Below are 13,419 nucleotides of genomic sequence, written 5' to 3'. Positions count from 1 at the left end.
ATTGAACAAGCTAGGCTGTGGTTCCTCTGGCGGATGGGGCATGGCATGTGGCGGCGGGGGACAGGCCTGGTGGTGCTCGGCGCGGCCCTGGTGGTCCTCACCGGCTGCGGTTCCCAGACCGCCGAGACCGACGAGGGGCCGGCAGGCGCGGCGACGGCCGCCGCTTGGACGCTCGCGGCTCCGATCCGCATCGACGGCGTCCGTGCCGCCGACGGCGGCCGGTCCCTGGTGGTCGGCGCCGAAGTGCCCGACGGCGCACGCGACTGCGTGCGCAAGCTGCGCGGTGAGCTGGAGACCGTCGAACACGGCACGTTGTACGTGAAGGTCACGTACGAGACCCGCTCCCTGGACCGGGACTCCGGCTGCACGGGGACGCGGCGGGTCTCGGCGACCGTGAAGCTGGACGAGCCCTTGGGCTCCCGCACGGTCATGGTGAACAGCATGGACGTGTACACCCCCGTCGGTGCCACGCCGCCGGCCCTGCGGGAGTGCGGTGAGAACGGCTGCGACCCCACGCCCCCGCGTTGCACCTCGTCCTCCTACCGGCAGGCGGTCAACGACACGGACATCCCCGAGCACACGAGCTGGGAGGAACGCGGCTGCGACGACACGTGGCTGGTGCTGGACCTGTCGACCCGGATGGGCCCGGCATGCGGTGACGCAGGCGACGGATGTTCCTCCTCCGCTGTCTCCCAGCGCTGGTTCTACCGAGCCGAGCCCTCGGGCTGGCGCCCGGCCGCCACGAACGGCGACGCGGGTTGTGCGGGCATCCACAAAGTCCTGCCGGAACTGCCCGAGCGCCTCTGCGCGTCACTACCACGGCTCGACCGCGGCTGATGTCGAAGGCAGCGGTGGCCGATCGTGGTCATGCGCCGTTCCTCGGAGGGGAGACGATTGACGGCGCTGCACGACTCGTCCGACCTACTACGGCAGCTGACCGCCTGACTCGCCCGGCTCCGGCGCGGCGCCCCGGGAACCCCGGGGCGCCGCGCTTTCTCGGTGTCGTCCGCCAGGACCGGGGTCAGCCTTGCCGGCGGAGGTCCAGCAGGTAGAAGACCTTGTCGTAGCGGTGTTCGCCGACGGCGACGAAGCCGGGCAGACGGCCGTATTCGGTGAAGCCCAGCGACCGGTAGAGGTGCAGGGCGTTGGTGTTGTCGCCGCGGGCGTCCAGAGTGAGCACCTCGATACCCGTCTCCTGGGCGTCGGCGATCAGGGCAGCAGTCAGTGCCCGGCCGACACCACGGCCATGGGCAGCAGCATCCACCGCTATCTTCTCGAGGTCGGCGTGTGGCCGATGAGTCGGTCGGGCGTAACGCAGCCAGTACCCCAAGCCGACCAGCCGACGATTGAGGTAGGCGGCACGCAGGGCCGCATCCCCGGCCCGCACTGCGGAGACGACGTGGCCGAGAAGTTCCTCCACCTCATCCCGCGAGGGCGGTTCGACCCAGCCCAGCGCGGCACCTCCACTGACCAGATCCGCCAGGATCCGGTGGGCCGACTCCGCAAACCGGGCCTTCAGCTCCGGATCGGAACCCAGCGCCTTGGCGTCGAGGACGGCGGGCTCAGAGGTGACACTGCTGGTCATGGCCGGCAGCATAGCCAGCACCGGGCCCGCCGGGCCCGCTACCCTGCTCCCAGGGCTGGAAGGCACAGTCCGCCTGCCGGCCGGCGCATGACATCCTGGCCCAGTGCTCCTGAACGATCCTGCCAGCAGTGTCGACCTGCGCCCAGTGCGCTATCAGTTCGCCACGGTCCTGGGCGACTCGTACGACGACAACTGGCTGGTCATCGATGGCACGGTGACGACTCCCGAGGGAAGCTGGTCCTTCACCGATCCGTGTTTGCTCACCGATGAGGCCCGCCAGGTGTCCGCGTGGCTGCGCGCGGTCGCCGCGGGGATCGTGGACGTCACCGAACCTGATGCCGAAGGTGAGCTGTCGCCGGACACGTGGTTCATCGAGCCGGTCGTGGCTTTCAGCCTCGCTGATCGAAGCGAGGACGGGACCGCGGTGATTCGGGTTCACCTGTCCTTGGAGGCGGCGCCCCCGTGGCAACAGGGTGACGACGGGGCCGACATCTACCAGTACGTCGTGGAGGTCAGGACGGACGCCGCCGCGCTGCTCCACGCGGCTGACCAGTGGGACCTCTCTCTGGTTGCCTTCCCGCCCCGGTGATCCCGCAGATTCATCTCAACCGGGGCGTCAGCAAGGCCCGCTGGGCCGGCGGCAGGCGCCACGGACAGCCGCCGGTCCGGCCCCGGGTGCAGGGCGGGACCGGCCGCTGACGACGTGCTACTGAGGCTCGTCGGCGCACAGTTGCTCGTCGATCAGGGTGTTGGTGACGTGCATGGTGTCGAGGTCGGGTGCGGAGCCGTCGCCTGTCGCCTCCACGACGACCACCTGTCGGCCGTCCTCGCTGAAACCGTTGCGGGTCATGTAGCCGGGGATGTCTCCGGCATGGCTGTAGTAGCTTCCGCCGCAGGTGAGGTCGACCTGCATCAGACCCAGCCCGTAACGCGCTCCGGGCCAGACGTCATCGAGTTCGCCGGCCCGTACCGTCGTCTTCATCGCGGCCAGCTCGGCGGGTTCGAGCAGCCTGCCCTTCATGAGCGCCGAGTAGAACCTGGTCAGGTCGGCCGCCGTGCTGATCATGCCGCCGGCCGCACCGGCGCCGCTCGGGTTGAAGGCGGTGACGTCGATCGACCGGCTGCCGCCGAAGGCGGAGTAGCCCCTCAGGTGCCGCCCCGGAATGCCGGGGTAGGTGACCGGCGCGTAGGTGTTGTGCAGGCCCAGTGGCCGGATGATGCGGTGGGTCACCTCACGCTGCCAACTGCGCCCCGTAGTCCTCTCGATGATCATCCCCGCGAGGGTGTAATTGGTGTTGGAGTATTCCCACTTGGCGCCGGGTTCGAAGTTCGGCGCGTGCCGCATGGCGATGGCGACGAGCTGGGAGTCCGTCCAGGTGTCGAAGCGCCCTGCCCGATACGCCGCCGCGTCGGTGAGAACGGGGAAGTCGGCGGTGTAGTTGAACAGGCCGCTGGTGTGGTTCAGCAGTTGTCGTACCGTGATCCTGCTGCCGTCGTTGCCGTTGCCCGACACCACTCCCGGCAGCAGGTCCTCGACGGTGTCGTCCAGTGAGAGGCGTCCCTCGCCGACCAGTTGGAGCACGACCGTGGACACGAAGGTCTTGGTGGCACTGGCGATGCGGAACTTGTCACCGGGGTGTACGGCGCGGCCCGTCCGCCTGTCGGCGACCCCGGCGGTGGCGTAACGGGAACCCTGCGGGCCGGTCGACCGGGCGAGCACGCCCACGGTTCCCGTCCGCTGGATCGCGTCCGCCTGCTGCTGTAATGAGTCCTTGGCAGGCTTCGTCGCGCCGGCCGCCGGCGTCATCAGGCCGAGGCCTGCGAGCGCGGTGACCAGGGTGGTGGTCATGACGCGGTGGCTGATCGGGCGTCGGGTTCGTGGCTTGGTCGCAGGTGCCATGGCCGTCCGGCTCCTTGGGAGTTGGGAGACGCACCGTCGATCGGTGCGTCCACCAACGTAGGAAGCGGGGCGGTGCCGCACGATGGGGCTGGCAGGTCTGTCAGGGGTGCAGCCTGCACCACCACACGCGGGTCACAGGGGCGCGAAGTCGCTCCCCAAGCAGGCGCCGTCGAGCAGGATCCGGCCCGTGACCCCGTTGGAGGAGCCAGGCCCTGAGGGACCCGGCTCCTCGGCGGCGGCTGACCGCCGCCCTCATGACCGGGTCAGGCTGCGGACTCTCCCAGAACCGGGTAGTCGATGTAACCCGCGTCACCACCCCCGTACAGGCCCTCGGGGTTCAGCGCGTTGAGCGCTGCGCCGGTGCGGAACCGGGCGGGCAGGTCGGGGTTGGCGAGGAATCCCCGGCCGAAGGCGATCAGGTCGGCACCCCGGCGCAGCCACTGCTCGGCGTTGCCCAGGCCGCCGTCCTCGGGCGCCTGGGGGAAGGTGTTGAGCGGGTTGACGACGAGCACACCCGGCCAGGCGGCGCGGATCTTGTCGTTGACCTCCTCCTCCGCGGCAGCCACCAGGTGCAGGTGAGCGAGACCCAGCGGCGCCAGGGCGGTCAGAAGCGCGGCGTACAGCTCCAACGTGTCGCCCTCGACGATGTCGTTGATCGGCTTGGCCGGGGAAATGCGCAGCCCTACTCGGTCGGCGCCGATCGCGGCGGCAACGGCCTCGACGACCTCGACGACGAAGCGGATGCGTCCCTGGACGGAACCGCCATAGGCGTCTGAGCGCTGGTTGGTGTTGGCAGCGAGGAACTGGTGGAGCAGGAACCCCATGGCCCCGTGCAGTTCGACGCCGTCGAATCCGGCCTCGATCGCGCGGCCGGCGGCGCGTGCGAACTCCGCTACGACCTCCTCGGCCTCGGAGGTGGTCAGGGCACGCGGCTCGACGTAGTCCTGCGGGCCCTCCGGCGTGAAGATCTGCCCGTCGGCACGGACGGCGGACGGGGCGACCGGCGTCAGACCGTGGACGCTGGGGTGGCCCACCCGTCCCGAGTGCTGGATCTGGCTGAAGATGCGCCCCCCGGCGTCGTGCACGGCGTCGGTCACCCTGCGCCATCCGGCCACCTGCGCGTCAGTGTGGATGCCCGGAGTCGCCGGGTGGCCCTGCCCCAGGAGCGACGGCTGGGTGCCCTCGGTCAGGATCAGGCCGGCCGACGCGCGCTGGGCGTAGTAGGTGGCCATGCTCGGCGTGGGGACACCTGCCCGGTCGGCACGGCTGCGGGTCATCGGCGCCATCACCATGCGGTTGGACAGATCCATCCGGCCGAGGCGGACGGGCTCGAACAGGGACATGCGGGCTTCTCCTTCGTACTGTGCAAACAGCGCACCGATGCCTGGTCGACCGCGCTGCACCAAAAAAGATTGGTCGACCAAGTTTCGGTACGGATTCTGCAACACAACGGAGCACCGAGTCATTCCGCGTCCGGCACTGGATTGGGAAGGGGATCGCGGCAGCACCTTCGCAGCGCCCGCAGACGTCGGCGTACCTGCTCGCTCACCTAGGGCAGGATGGAGCCAGCCCGTACAGCACGGTCCCCGAGAAAGCGATTGATGTGACAAGCGCCGACCAGTCTCCCCGCCGACAGCAGACACAGATCGGAGCCGTGGGGGTGCCGCCCTCCGGTGCGGCCTGGGGCAGGGTGAGCCACGCTCTCTTCCGCGCCGGCCGCCTGCACCGCGTAGCGGCGGGAGCGCTGCTGCGTCGAGTCGGCCTCTACCCGGGGCAAGAGCTGCTGCTGATGCTGCTGTGGGACGAGGACAACCGCGCGCAGGCGGATCTCATCCGTGCGCTCGAGGTCGATGCCTCCACCGTCACCAAGATGCTCCAGCGCTTGGAGCAAGCCGGATTCGTCACCCGCTGCCCTTCCCCGACCGATCGGCGGGCAGTGGTCGTGTCCCTCACGGACTCCGGGCGCGCGCTGCGGGAGCAGGTCGCGGAACTCTGGCACGAGCTCGAGGAAGCCGTCACCGCCCTGCTCGATGAGGACGAGGCGGAAGTGGTGACGGCTCTGCTGGACCGGATGGAGGAAGGGCTCCAGCAGCGCCTGTCCGGCATGCGGGGCACCGCATAGCGTCGCCCCGCACGGCGGACAGCGGGCCGGCCGCGGACTTTTCGCGGTGGACCCGGGGGAGTGGGCGGCCCGTGAATCCTGCCGGCCCGAAGCCCTTGTTCTGGAAGAACTCGGACATGCGGCGCCACCGTCGTGGTGGGCACGAACCCGAGGACGGCTATGCGGGGCGCTCGCTGACGGCCGCATCCGCCTGGTTGGCGCCTGCCGCCGGTGCGGAGCGCATGCTGGCCACGGCGTCGGCATCCCGGACGCGCAGGGCGATCAGCAGGCCGAGCACCGCAACCGCGGTGGTGACGAGGAAGACGTCGTGGTAGGCGGCGAACAACGCTTCCTGCCGGACGGAGCCCTCGGCGCCCGGTCCCAGGGCACCGACCCTGGAGTCGGTACGCGAGGTGAGCAGGGTGGCGACCACCGCGACGCCGACGGCAGCGGCGACCTGCCGGGTGGTGGAGAGCACCGACGAGGCCCGCGCGATCGCCGGCGGGGCGATCGTGGCGAAGGTGGCGGCTTGCAGCGAGACGACCGTGAGCGCCATACCCGCGCCCATGGCGAAGAGCGGCAGCCGGACCGCCCACAGGCTGGTGCCGGGTCCCACCAGGAGCAGCGCCGCTTGGGAGATGGCGATGAGGGCGAATCCGCTCAGCAGCATGCGGCGAGGTCCAACCCTGGGATACAGACGGCCCGCCAGCGGCAGTAGCGCCACCATACCCAGCGCCTGGAACATCGTGACCAGGCCGGAGCCGGTCGCGTCGACGCCCATGTGGTACTGCAGAAGCAGCGGCACCACGAACAGTGCGCCCATCAGCGCTCCCGAAGCCGGGAGCATCAGCATGTTGCCGGTCCGGAAGAGCCGGTCCTTCAGCAACCGCAGGTCGATCATCGGCTCCGCGCGGGACAGTTCGATCGCCGTGAACGCGGCCGCCAGCGCCAGGCCGACGCCCAGCGGTACCAGCACCGCGGCCTCACCCCACCCTTCTCGCGCGCCGCCGTCGAGACCGAAGAGCAGCAGTGCGAGCGCGGCGCCACCGGACAGGAACCCCGCCACATCGAACCGGCCGGGGTGGTCGGCGCGTTCCTCGCGCAGGGCCACCGCGGCGAAGACGAGACCGAGCACACCGATCGGCACCTTGAGGAAGAAGATCCACCGCCAGCTGACGTTGTCGACCATCCAGCCGCCGAGCACCGGACCGAAGGCCGGCGCGATGGTCGTGGGAATGGACAGCACCGCCGACGCCTTGGCCCTCTCGTCCGGTGGAAAGGCGCGGAACAGCATGGCGGTTCCCACGGGGGTGAGCAGCCCACCGCCGACGCCCTGCACGACCCGTGCGGTGATCAGCTCGCCGAGCGAGCCGGCCGCACCGCCCCACGCCGAGGCGGCGGTGAAGACCGCGAGCGCGAACAGGAACGTGCGCTTGGAGCCGAACCGGTCGGAGACCCACCCGGAGACGGGGATGAACACCGCCATGCTGACCATGTAGCCCGTGAGCAGCCACTGCAGAGTCTCGGTCTCGGCGTCGAAGTGCCGGCCGAGCGCGGGCAGTGCGGTGTTCAGCACGGTCATGTCCAGGATCTCCATGAACAGACCGAACACAAAGGCGGTGGCGACCAGCCACTTGTAAGGCGGCTTTCTCAGCATGGTGCGACTCCAGTTGGGCAGCCGATCGGGTTCCGGCTACCGGCCGGCCCGGAACGCCCGGGTGGATTGACGTGATCGCCGCACGACGTGCCGCCCGGCGCGGCAAACGGCTCCGGGCGAGCGGCGTCGGCGTCGGTCAGAGGCTCGCCGCCCGCAGGGCCAGCGTGCTCAGAGTGAGCAGGAGGACGATCACCGCGCCGGACATCTCCTGGGCGGAATCGCCGGCCCGGACGTGGTAGACGACGGCGCCGACCATCATGACCGTCAGGCCGAGGGCTGCGGCGACTCCCAGGGGCCCGAACCACAGACCGACCAGGACTCCCGCGGCGCCGAGGATCTGAGCTGCGCCGATGAGACGCATCAGTCCCGGACCCACGCCGAGGTGAGCGAGCTGGTCGGTCATCTTCTTCGACCCGGAGAGCTTGGCCGAGCCTGCACCGCAGAAGACCAGGGCCAACAGTGAGGAGAACACGACGGCGGCGATGAACATGACGGATCGGCCTTTCGAGGAAGAACACGGGGAGGTCGGGCTGGGGTGGCGGCGAACAGAGGCGTGGTGGATCCCTGTCGCCTGAGTTCAGCGGCCCGGGCCGGGGTGGAGTGGTTGACGGACCGCGGAAGGGTCCTTGGGACAGCCACTGCGACCGCGGGCCTGGCAGCTGGACCTCCCCGAGAATACTTGGCTAGCCAATTAATAGCAAAGTGTGCCCTGCGTCTCCTCGCGGTTCGGTTCCGGAAGGCCGGGTAGTCGGAAGCGGCCTGCGGTGAGCCGTGGGCCCGAGCCGGAGACGCGGGGACCGTCACGGAGCCCGTGGGAACAGGCAGGCGTACCGGTCGCCGGGTGCCACGACGTGAGTACGGAGGGCAGCTCCATGTCCGCCATGCAGTTCGGGATATTCACCGTCGGTGACGTCACCCGCGACCCCACCACGGGGCGTACGCCCTCCGAGGCGGAACGCATCCAGGACACGGTCGCCATCGCCAGGAAGGTGGAGGAGGTCGGCCTGGACGTCTTCGCGACCGGCGAGCACCACAACCCGCCGTTCGTACCCTCCTCACCCACGACGCTGCTCGGCCACATCGCCGCGTTGACCGAACGCGTCATTCTGTCGACCTCGACCACGCTGATCACGACGAACGATCCAGTCAAGATCGCCGAAGACTTCAGCGTGCTCCAGCATCTGTCCGCCGGACGGACCGACGTGATGCTCGGGCGGGGGAACACAGGACCGGTGTATCCGTGGTTCGGACAGGACATCCGCCAGGCCATCCCCCTCAGCGTCGAGCACTACGGTCTGCTGCGCCGGCTGTGGCGCGAAGAGGTGGTGGACTGGGAGGGCAAGCTGCGCAGCCCGTTGCAGGGCTTCACCCTCGCTCCCCGGCCGCTGGACGGCGTACCTCCCTTCGTGTGGCACGCCTCCATCCGCACCCCCGAGGTCGCGGAGCTGGCGGCCCACCACGGGGACGGGTTCTTCGCCAATCACATCTTCTGGCCCTCGTCGCACACGCAGAGAATGGTCGAGCTGTACCGCCGGCGATTCGCGCACTACGGCCACGGCACCCCCGCCGAGGCCATCGTCGGACTGGGCGGACAGGTCTTCATGCGCCGCAACAGCCAGGACGCCGTCGACGAGTTCCGCCCCTACTTCGACAACGCCCCCGTCTACGGTCACGGCCCGTCGCTGGAGGACTTCACCGCCCTGACACCCCTGACGGTGGGGTCGCCCGCACAGGTCATCGACAAGACGCTGGGCTTCCGCGACTACGCCGGCGACTACCAGCGCCAGCTCTTCCTCATGGACCACGCCGGGCTGCCCCTCAAGACGGTGCTGGAGCAACTGGACCTCCTCGGCGAAGAGGTGGTGCCGGTGCTGCGCAAGGAGTTCGCCATCGGCAGGCCCGCCGAAGTGCCGGCGGCTCCGACCCACCAGTCGCTGCTGCGGGCACGTGCCGCGAACGAGGCGGCGACGCCGGAACCCACGACCACCGAAGGACTGACGGAGCAATGACCGAACTGGCAGTCATCAGCGGCGGACTGCGCGAGCCGTCCTCGACACGTCTCCTCGCCGAACGCCTCGAGGCCGCGGTACGCGGTGAACTCGGCACCTTGGACATCACGGCCGCGTCGTCGTTCGTGGAACTGCGCCCACTGGGCCACCCGATCATCGACGCGATGATCACCGGTTTCGCCACCACGGCACTGGAGGAGGCGTTCGAGACGGTTGCCGAGGCAGACGGCGTCATCGCCGTGACGCCGGCCTTCAACGCCTCCTTCAGCGGACTGTTCAAGTCGTTCTTCGACGTACTGCCGGAGGAGACACTGTCCGACATGCCCGTGCTCATCGGTGCCACCGGAGGAACCGAGCGGCACTCGCTCGTACTCGAGCACGCGCTGCGGCCGATGTTCTCCTACCTGCACGCGATCGTCTCGCCCAGAGGCGTCTACGCCGCCACCGAGGACTTCGGCAGCCCCGCCCAGGAGGGCTCCGCCCTGGGCCGGCGCATCACCGCGGCGGCAGCCGACTACGCGCGCCTGGTCCAGGGATGCGGGTCCCACCAGAGGCGTGACGCCTTCACCGAAGAGCTGGCCTCCATGGAGCAGCTCCTGGGCGGCTCGGACGGCGACTCACACCGGTAGCGGGACGTCCATTCGCACCCGCGGACGGGACGGTGCTCAGAGCGTGAACTCCGCACCGTCCGGGAGCACTTCGACGCCGTGGGCGGAAACATGGGCCCAGGCCTGGGAAGAGGGGTCGGCCAGGGGGTTGGTGTTGTTGAGGTGGGTGTAGACGCGACGGACGGCCGGATGAGCCGCGAGGCGGCGCAGAGAGCCGTCCGCCCCGTCGACCGGCAGGTGCCCCATGGCCGGCTGCTCGCGGCCCGGCCGCGCGCCGAGCCCCGAGCCCATCTCGTCGGCGGTGTAGAAGGTGCCGTCCACCAGGGCGCAGTCGGCTCCTGAGAGCAGGCGGTCCAGCATGGGGGGCCAGACGGCGAGACAGGGAGCGTAGACGAGCGTGCTCCCCGAGGCGGTGTCCTCGATCCGGTACGCCGTCACCCAGCGGTTGTCGGACGAAGCGGTGCCGACGTACCTCGGCGGCTTCGGGCCCACCGGGTGACCGGTCACTTTCAGACCGCCGGCCAGCGCGGTGCCGTCGGCGTCCGGAGCGTCCCGCCATTCCCAACGGGCGTACCGGTCGCTCATGCCCCGGAGGGGCAGGTCGTCGGTCAAGGCACCCATGACGGGTGGACTGGCGTGGACGGTCAGCCCGGTGTGGCCGCGCAGGAGGGCGAGGCCGAGGACGTGATCGGCTTCGGCGTCGGTGAGCAGGACACCGCGCACCGGGGTGTCGCGGGGGCCCGGGCCGGCGGCGAGGCGGGGAGAGGCCAGCAGTTGCGTACGCAGATCGGGAGAGGCGTTGAGCAGCCACCAGTTCCTGTCGTCCCCGGTCACGGCCACGCAGTCCTGGGTACGGCAGGGCAGTCGGCCGGCGCGGGCGGCCGCGCACCGGGCGCAGGCGCAGTTCCACTGGGGCAGGCCACCGCCCGCGGCCGTGCCGAGCAGGATGACTCTCACGGGGCCGTCCGGTCGCGCATGACGAGGAGAGGCTGCGATTCGGCTTCCTGAGCGGCGTCTTCCGTGAGGAGGGCGTCCACCAGCCCCCGGTGCGGTGACAGGGTGCAGACCGGATCGGTCGCCGTCGCGTCCCCGGTGAGCTGGAACGCCTGACAGCGGCAGCCGCCGAAGTCGGTGTGCCGCTGCGGGCAGGTGCGGCACGGGTCGGCCATCCAACTGGTGCCGCGGAACGCGTTGAACGCGCGGGAGTGGTACCAGATCCGGGCCAACGGGCGTCGCAGCACGTTCTCGACGGGCAGCGTCGTGATCACGCCAGCGGCAGGACAGGGCAGGACGTCACCGGTGGGGGTGATGGTCAGTTGCCGGCTGCCCCAGCCGTGCATGCAGGGCTTGGGCCGGTCGGCGTAGTAGTCGGCCACGACGTACACCAGTTCCGGCCCGCGGCCGGCGTATCGGGTACGGGCTTCTTCGACGGCCTGCCGGGCCACCGCCAGCTGGCGTGGTGTCGGCAGGAGGGCGCCGCGGTTGCGCAGTGCCCATCCGTAGTACTGGGTGTTGGCCAGCTCGATCCGGTCGGCGCCCAGGTCCGTGGCCAACTCGATGATCTCGCCGGTGTGCTCGATGTTCGCCCGGTGCAGGACCACGTTGACGGTGAGCGGCAGTCCCGCGGCGAGTACCGCCTGCGCGGCTCGACGCTTCGCGGCGTGCACCCGGGCACCGGCGATCCGGTCGGCGCGCGCGGGATCGGCGTCCTGCAAGGACAACTGCACGTGGTCGACTCCGCAGTCCGCGAGTTCCCGAGCCCGGTCGCCGGTGAGCCCGACTCCGCTCGTCACCAGGTTGACGTACGCGCCGAGGCCGTGGGCGTGGCCGGCCAGCTCGGGCAGATCACGCCGGGCCAGCGGCTCGCCCCCGGAGAAGTGCATCTGCACGACCCCCAGCTCGTGGGCTTGGCTCAGCGCGTCCCGCCACTGATCCGTGGTCATCTCCGCTGAACCGGCGGCCAGTTCCAGCGGATTGGAACAGTAGGGGCAGTGAAGGGGGCAGCGGTGGGTCAGCTCGGCCAGCAGGCCCAACGGCGCCTCAGTCATCGGAACGCGCCCCCTCGCGGTCATCGTGGTCGAGGCCCTGTCGATCGCCGAGGCTCACCACGCGCCGCTCGGCGAGATCGGCCAGCAGTCCGGTGACGTCCTCGGCACGCACTCCTTCGTACCGCCCACGCAGAAGACCGGTGATCTGTGCGACGGTCCGCTTGCCGTCGCACAGTTCGAGCACTGCGGCCGCCGTCTCGTTCAGCACCAGGACACCCTCGGGCAGCAGCACCATGTCCGCGTCCCGGACGTGATCACGAGTGAGCCGTACGCCCGGCCGCAGCCGGGGCGATCCGATGTCCAGCGGTCGGGTCACTGCCGTGTCACTCCCCTCGGGCCGGTGCCGCCGCAGTAGTAGTCCACGGTGTCGAGCACCGCCCACAGCACATCGCACTTGAACGCGAGGGCACTCACGCACGCCTCCTGCTCGGCACGCGTCCGGGCGCTTCGTACGACCAGGTCCAGCAGCGCCTCTCCCTCCGCCGCCACGACCTCGATGCGGGCGGTGAAGTACGCGAGTCCGTCCTCCGCGACCCACGGATAGTGCTCCCGCATCCGGTGCAGCCGGTGGGTGAGCAGCCCCGGGGAGAACAGCTCCGTCAGACCCGAGGCCATCGCCTCCAACCAGGGGCGACGCAGGGCGAAGCCGACATAGGCGTCTACGGCGAACCTGACCCCCGGCAGCACCAGTCGTTCCGAGAGGACCTCGTCCCGTTCGAGACCGACCGCCTCCGCCAGCCGCAGCCATTTCTCGGCACCGCCGGAGCGGGCATCGGTGCCATCGTGGTAGACGATTCTCGCCAGCCACTGCCGCCGCACCTCGGGCAGGGGGCAGTTGGCGATGATCGCCGCGTCCTTCTGCGGCAGGCACCGCTGGTAGTACCAGCGGTTGGCCGCCCACAGGCGGAGCTCCTCGTCACTCAGCGATCCGTCGTGCAGCCGCTGATGGAACGGGTGCCGGTCCCAGTAGCGGGACTCCAGCGCACGCAGCGCGCCCGCGAACTCGGCTTCGCTCCAGGGTTCTGCCGTTTCACGGGCCAGGGTCACTGCCATCGATACGATGCCATCCCTTCAGTGCGCCGTTCCCGCCCGGTCGGCGGTCGGATCAAGCAGCCTGGGCCAGCCGGATCCGGCCACCGGTGCGGGCTCCGTCGCCGTCAGGCACGACCGGCGTAGGCGGTCACCTCCAGGGGTGTGTCGAACGCCTGGTACTCAGGACGGATCCACGTCCTTGCCACGGGACGAGCCGGGCTCTGGCGGCGCACGGGGCGCTGCACACGGACACGAGGCTTCATGGTGGAACGCATGGGCACTCTCCTTCCTGGGCGGGAGGGGGCGCGTACCGGGCCGACACGGGCTCGGCCGTGGAAGACCTCGCCCGGAGACATGCCATCGGGGTGTCGTCGAGGAGTCCGGTCCCGGTTCGGCACGCCCTAGTGAGCAGGCTATGCCCGACACATCCGCCCCGCATATCGAGTAGCGGGCGGAGCCGTGCCGGCGCCTGCACGTGC

General features: G+C 70.1%; 14 protein-coding genes. 5 read left to right on the top strand and 9 right to left on the bottom strand.

Features of this window, described 5'->3' with window-relative positions:
- Positions 1–33 precede the first annotated feature (33 nt).
- Complete coding sequence (locus ACZ470_RS13500; protein WP_468427018.1) at positions 34–837, top strand: hypothetical protein; 804 nt, start codon at positions 34–36, stop codon at positions 835–837.
- A gap of 184 nt (positions 838–1,021) precedes the next feature.
- Here the strand turns inward: ACZ470_RS13500 and ACZ470_RS13495 are convergent, their stop codons facing one another.
- The gene (locus ACZ470_RS13495) at positions 1,022–1,585 is read right to left on the bottom strand and encodes a GNAT family N-acetyltransferase (RefSeq protein ID WP_468427017.1); all 564 of its coding nucleotides are present in this window, start codon (positions 1,583–1,585) and stop codon (positions 1,022–1,024) included.
- A gap of 103 nt (positions 1,586–1,688) precedes the next feature.
- Between ACZ470_RS13495 and ACZ470_RS13490 the strand changes: the two genes are divergently transcribed.
- Positions 1,689–2,174: a WapI family immunity protein gene (locus ACZ470_RS13490; protein ID WP_468427016.1), complete on the top strand. Its 486-nt coding sequence runs from the start codon at positions 1,689–1,691 to the stop codon at positions 2,172–2,174.
- Positions 2,175–2,291: 117 nt separating this feature from the next.
- Here the strand turns inward: ACZ470_RS13490 and ACZ470_RS13485 are convergent, their stop codons facing one another.
- Positions 2,292–3,434 carry a serine hydrolase domain-containing protein gene (locus ACZ470_RS13485; RefSeq protein WP_468427015.1) on the bottom strand — a complete coding sequence of 381 codons (1,143 nt, stop codon included), beginning with the start codon at positions 3,432–3,434 and terminating at the stop codon, positions 2,292–2,294.
- 314 nt (positions 3,435–3,748) lie between these two features.
- The gene (locus ACZ470_RS13480; protein ID WP_468427014.1) at positions 3,749–4,828 is read right to left on the bottom strand and encodes an alkene reductase; all 1,080 of its coding nucleotides are present in this window, start codon (positions 4,826–4,828) and stop codon (positions 3,749–3,751) included.
- A 347-nt stretch (positions 4,829–5,175) separates the two neighbouring features.
- On the opposite strand from ACZ470_RS13480, the gene ACZ470_RS13475 reads away from it, so the two are divergent.
- A complete protein-coding gene (locus tag ACZ470_RS13475; RefSeq protein ID WP_468427013.1) occupies positions 5,176–5,607 on the top strand; it encodes a MarR family winged helix-turn-helix transcriptional regulator in 432 nt (143 codons plus the stop codon).
- Positions 5,608–5,764: 157 nt separating this feature from the next.
- Here the strand turns inward: ACZ470_RS13475 and ACZ470_RS13470 are convergent, their stop codons facing one another.
- Positions 5,765–7,243, bottom strand: coding sequence for an MDR family MFS transporter (locus tag ACZ470_RS13470; RefSeq protein ID WP_468427012.1), 1,479 nt, complete (start codon positions 7,241–7,243; stop codon positions 5,765–5,767).
- A 136-nt stretch (positions 7,244–7,379) separates the two neighbouring features.
- The gene (locus ACZ470_RS13465; protein WP_468427011.1) at positions 7,380–7,733 is read right to left on the bottom strand and encodes a DoxX family protein; all 354 of its coding nucleotides are present in this window, start codon (positions 7,731–7,733) and stop codon (positions 7,380–7,382) included.
- Between the two features lie 391 nt (positions 7,734–8,124).
- Between ACZ470_RS13465 and ACZ470_RS13460 the strand changes: the two genes are divergently transcribed.
- Both ACZ470_RS13460 and ACZ470_RS13455 read left to right on the top strand, forming a co-directional pair.
- Entirely contained in the window at positions 8,125–9,252 is a 1,128-nt protein-coding gene (locus ACZ470_RS13460) for an LLM class flavin-dependent oxidoreductase (protein ID WP_468427205.1), read from the top strand.
- Positions 9,249–9,881, top strand: a complete 633-nt coding sequence (locus tag ACZ470_RS13455; RefSeq protein ID WP_468427010.1) for a CE1759 family FMN reductase — start codon at positions 9,249–9,251, stop codon at positions 9,879–9,881. The genes ACZ470_RS13460 and ACZ470_RS13455 overlap by 4 nt, the downstream gene beginning before the upstream one ends.
- Positions 9,882–9,917: 36 nt before the next feature.
- Here ACZ470_RS13455 and pqqB read toward each other — a convergent pair whose 3' ends face one another.
- Genes pqqB through pqqC form a run of 4 tightly spaced genes read right to left on the bottom strand, consistent with a single transcriptional unit; the run spans position 9,918 to position 12,961 of the window.
- Complete coding sequence (pqqB, locus tag ACZ470_RS13450) at positions 9,918–10,817, bottom strand: pyrroloquinoline quinone biosynthesis protein PqqB (protein ID WP_468427009.1); 900 nt, start codon at positions 10,815–10,817, stop codon at positions 9,918–9,920.
- On the bottom strand, positions 10,814–11,908 hold the full coding sequence (gene pqqE / locus ACZ470_RS13445; RefSeq protein WP_468427008.1) for a pyrroloquinoline quinone biosynthesis protein PqqE: 1,095 nt from the start codon (positions 11,906–11,908) through the stop codon (positions 10,814–10,816). Before pqqE ends, pqqB begins: the two co-directional genes overlap by 4 nt.
- Positions 11,901–12,224: a pyrroloquinoline quinone biosynthesis peptide chaperone PqqD gene (gene pqqD / locus ACZ470_RS13440; RefSeq protein WP_468427007.1), complete on the bottom strand. Its 324-nt coding sequence runs from the start codon at positions 12,222–12,224 to the stop codon at positions 11,901–11,903. Before pqqD ends, pqqE begins: the two co-directional genes overlap by 8 nt.
- Positions 12,221–12,961 (bottom strand): pyrroloquinoline-quinone synthase PqqC, encoded by a 741-nt coding sequence (gene pqqC / locus ACZ470_RS13435; protein WP_468427006.1) that lies wholly within the window; start codon positions 12,959–12,961, stop codon positions 12,221–12,223. The genes pqqD and pqqC overlap by 4 nt, the downstream gene beginning before the upstream one ends.
- Between the last annotated feature and the right edge of the window lie 458 nt (positions 12,962–13,419).

It is taken from the genome of Streptomyces sp. NPDC031111 (genome assembly GCF_055570675.1).
This window is presented reverse-complemented; position numbering and strand designations above follow the sequence as displayed.

Bases quoted from the DNA above. Each gene is read 5' to 3' on its own strand.
- ACZ470_RS13465 (WP_468427011.1), bottom strand. From the start codon at position 7,733: ATGTTCATCGCCGCCGTCGTGTTCTCCTCACTGTTGGCCCTGGTCTTC.
- ACZ470_RS13495 (WP_468427017.1), bottom strand. From the start codon at position 1,585: ATGACCAGCAGTGTCACCTCTGAGCCCGCCGTCCTCGACGCCAAGGCG.
- pqqC (WP_468427006.1), bottom strand. From the start codon at position 12,961: ATGGCAGTGACCCTGGCCCGTGAAACGGCAGAACCCTGGAGCGAAGCC.
- pqqE (WP_468427008.1), bottom strand. From the start codon at position 11,908: ATGACTGAGGCGCCGTTGGGCCTGCTGGCCGAGCTGACCCACCGCTGC.
- ACZ470_RS13500 (WP_468427018.1), top strand. From the start codon at position 34: ATGGGGCATGGCATGTGGCGGCGGGGGACAGGCCTGGTGGTGCTCGGC.
- ACZ470_RS13480 (WP_468427014.1), bottom strand. From the start codon at position 4,828: ATGTCCCTGTTCGAGCCCGTCCGCCTCGGCCGGATGGATCTGTCCAAC.
- ACZ470_RS13455 (WP_468427010.1), top strand. From the start codon at position 9,249: ATGACCGAACTGGCAGTCATCAGCGGCGGACTGCGCGAGCCGTCCTCG.
- ACZ470_RS13470 (WP_468427012.1), bottom strand. From the start codon at position 7,243: ATGCTGAGAAAGCCGCCTTACAAGTGGCTGGTCGCCACCGCCTTTGTG.
- ACZ470_RS13485 (WP_468427015.1), bottom strand. From the start codon at position 3,434: ATGACCACCACCCTGGTCACCGCGCTCGCAGGCCTCGGCCTGATGACG.
- ACZ470_RS13460 (WP_468427205.1), top strand. From the start codon at position 8,125: ATGCAGTTCGGGATATTCACCGTCGGTGACGTCACCCGCGACCCCACC.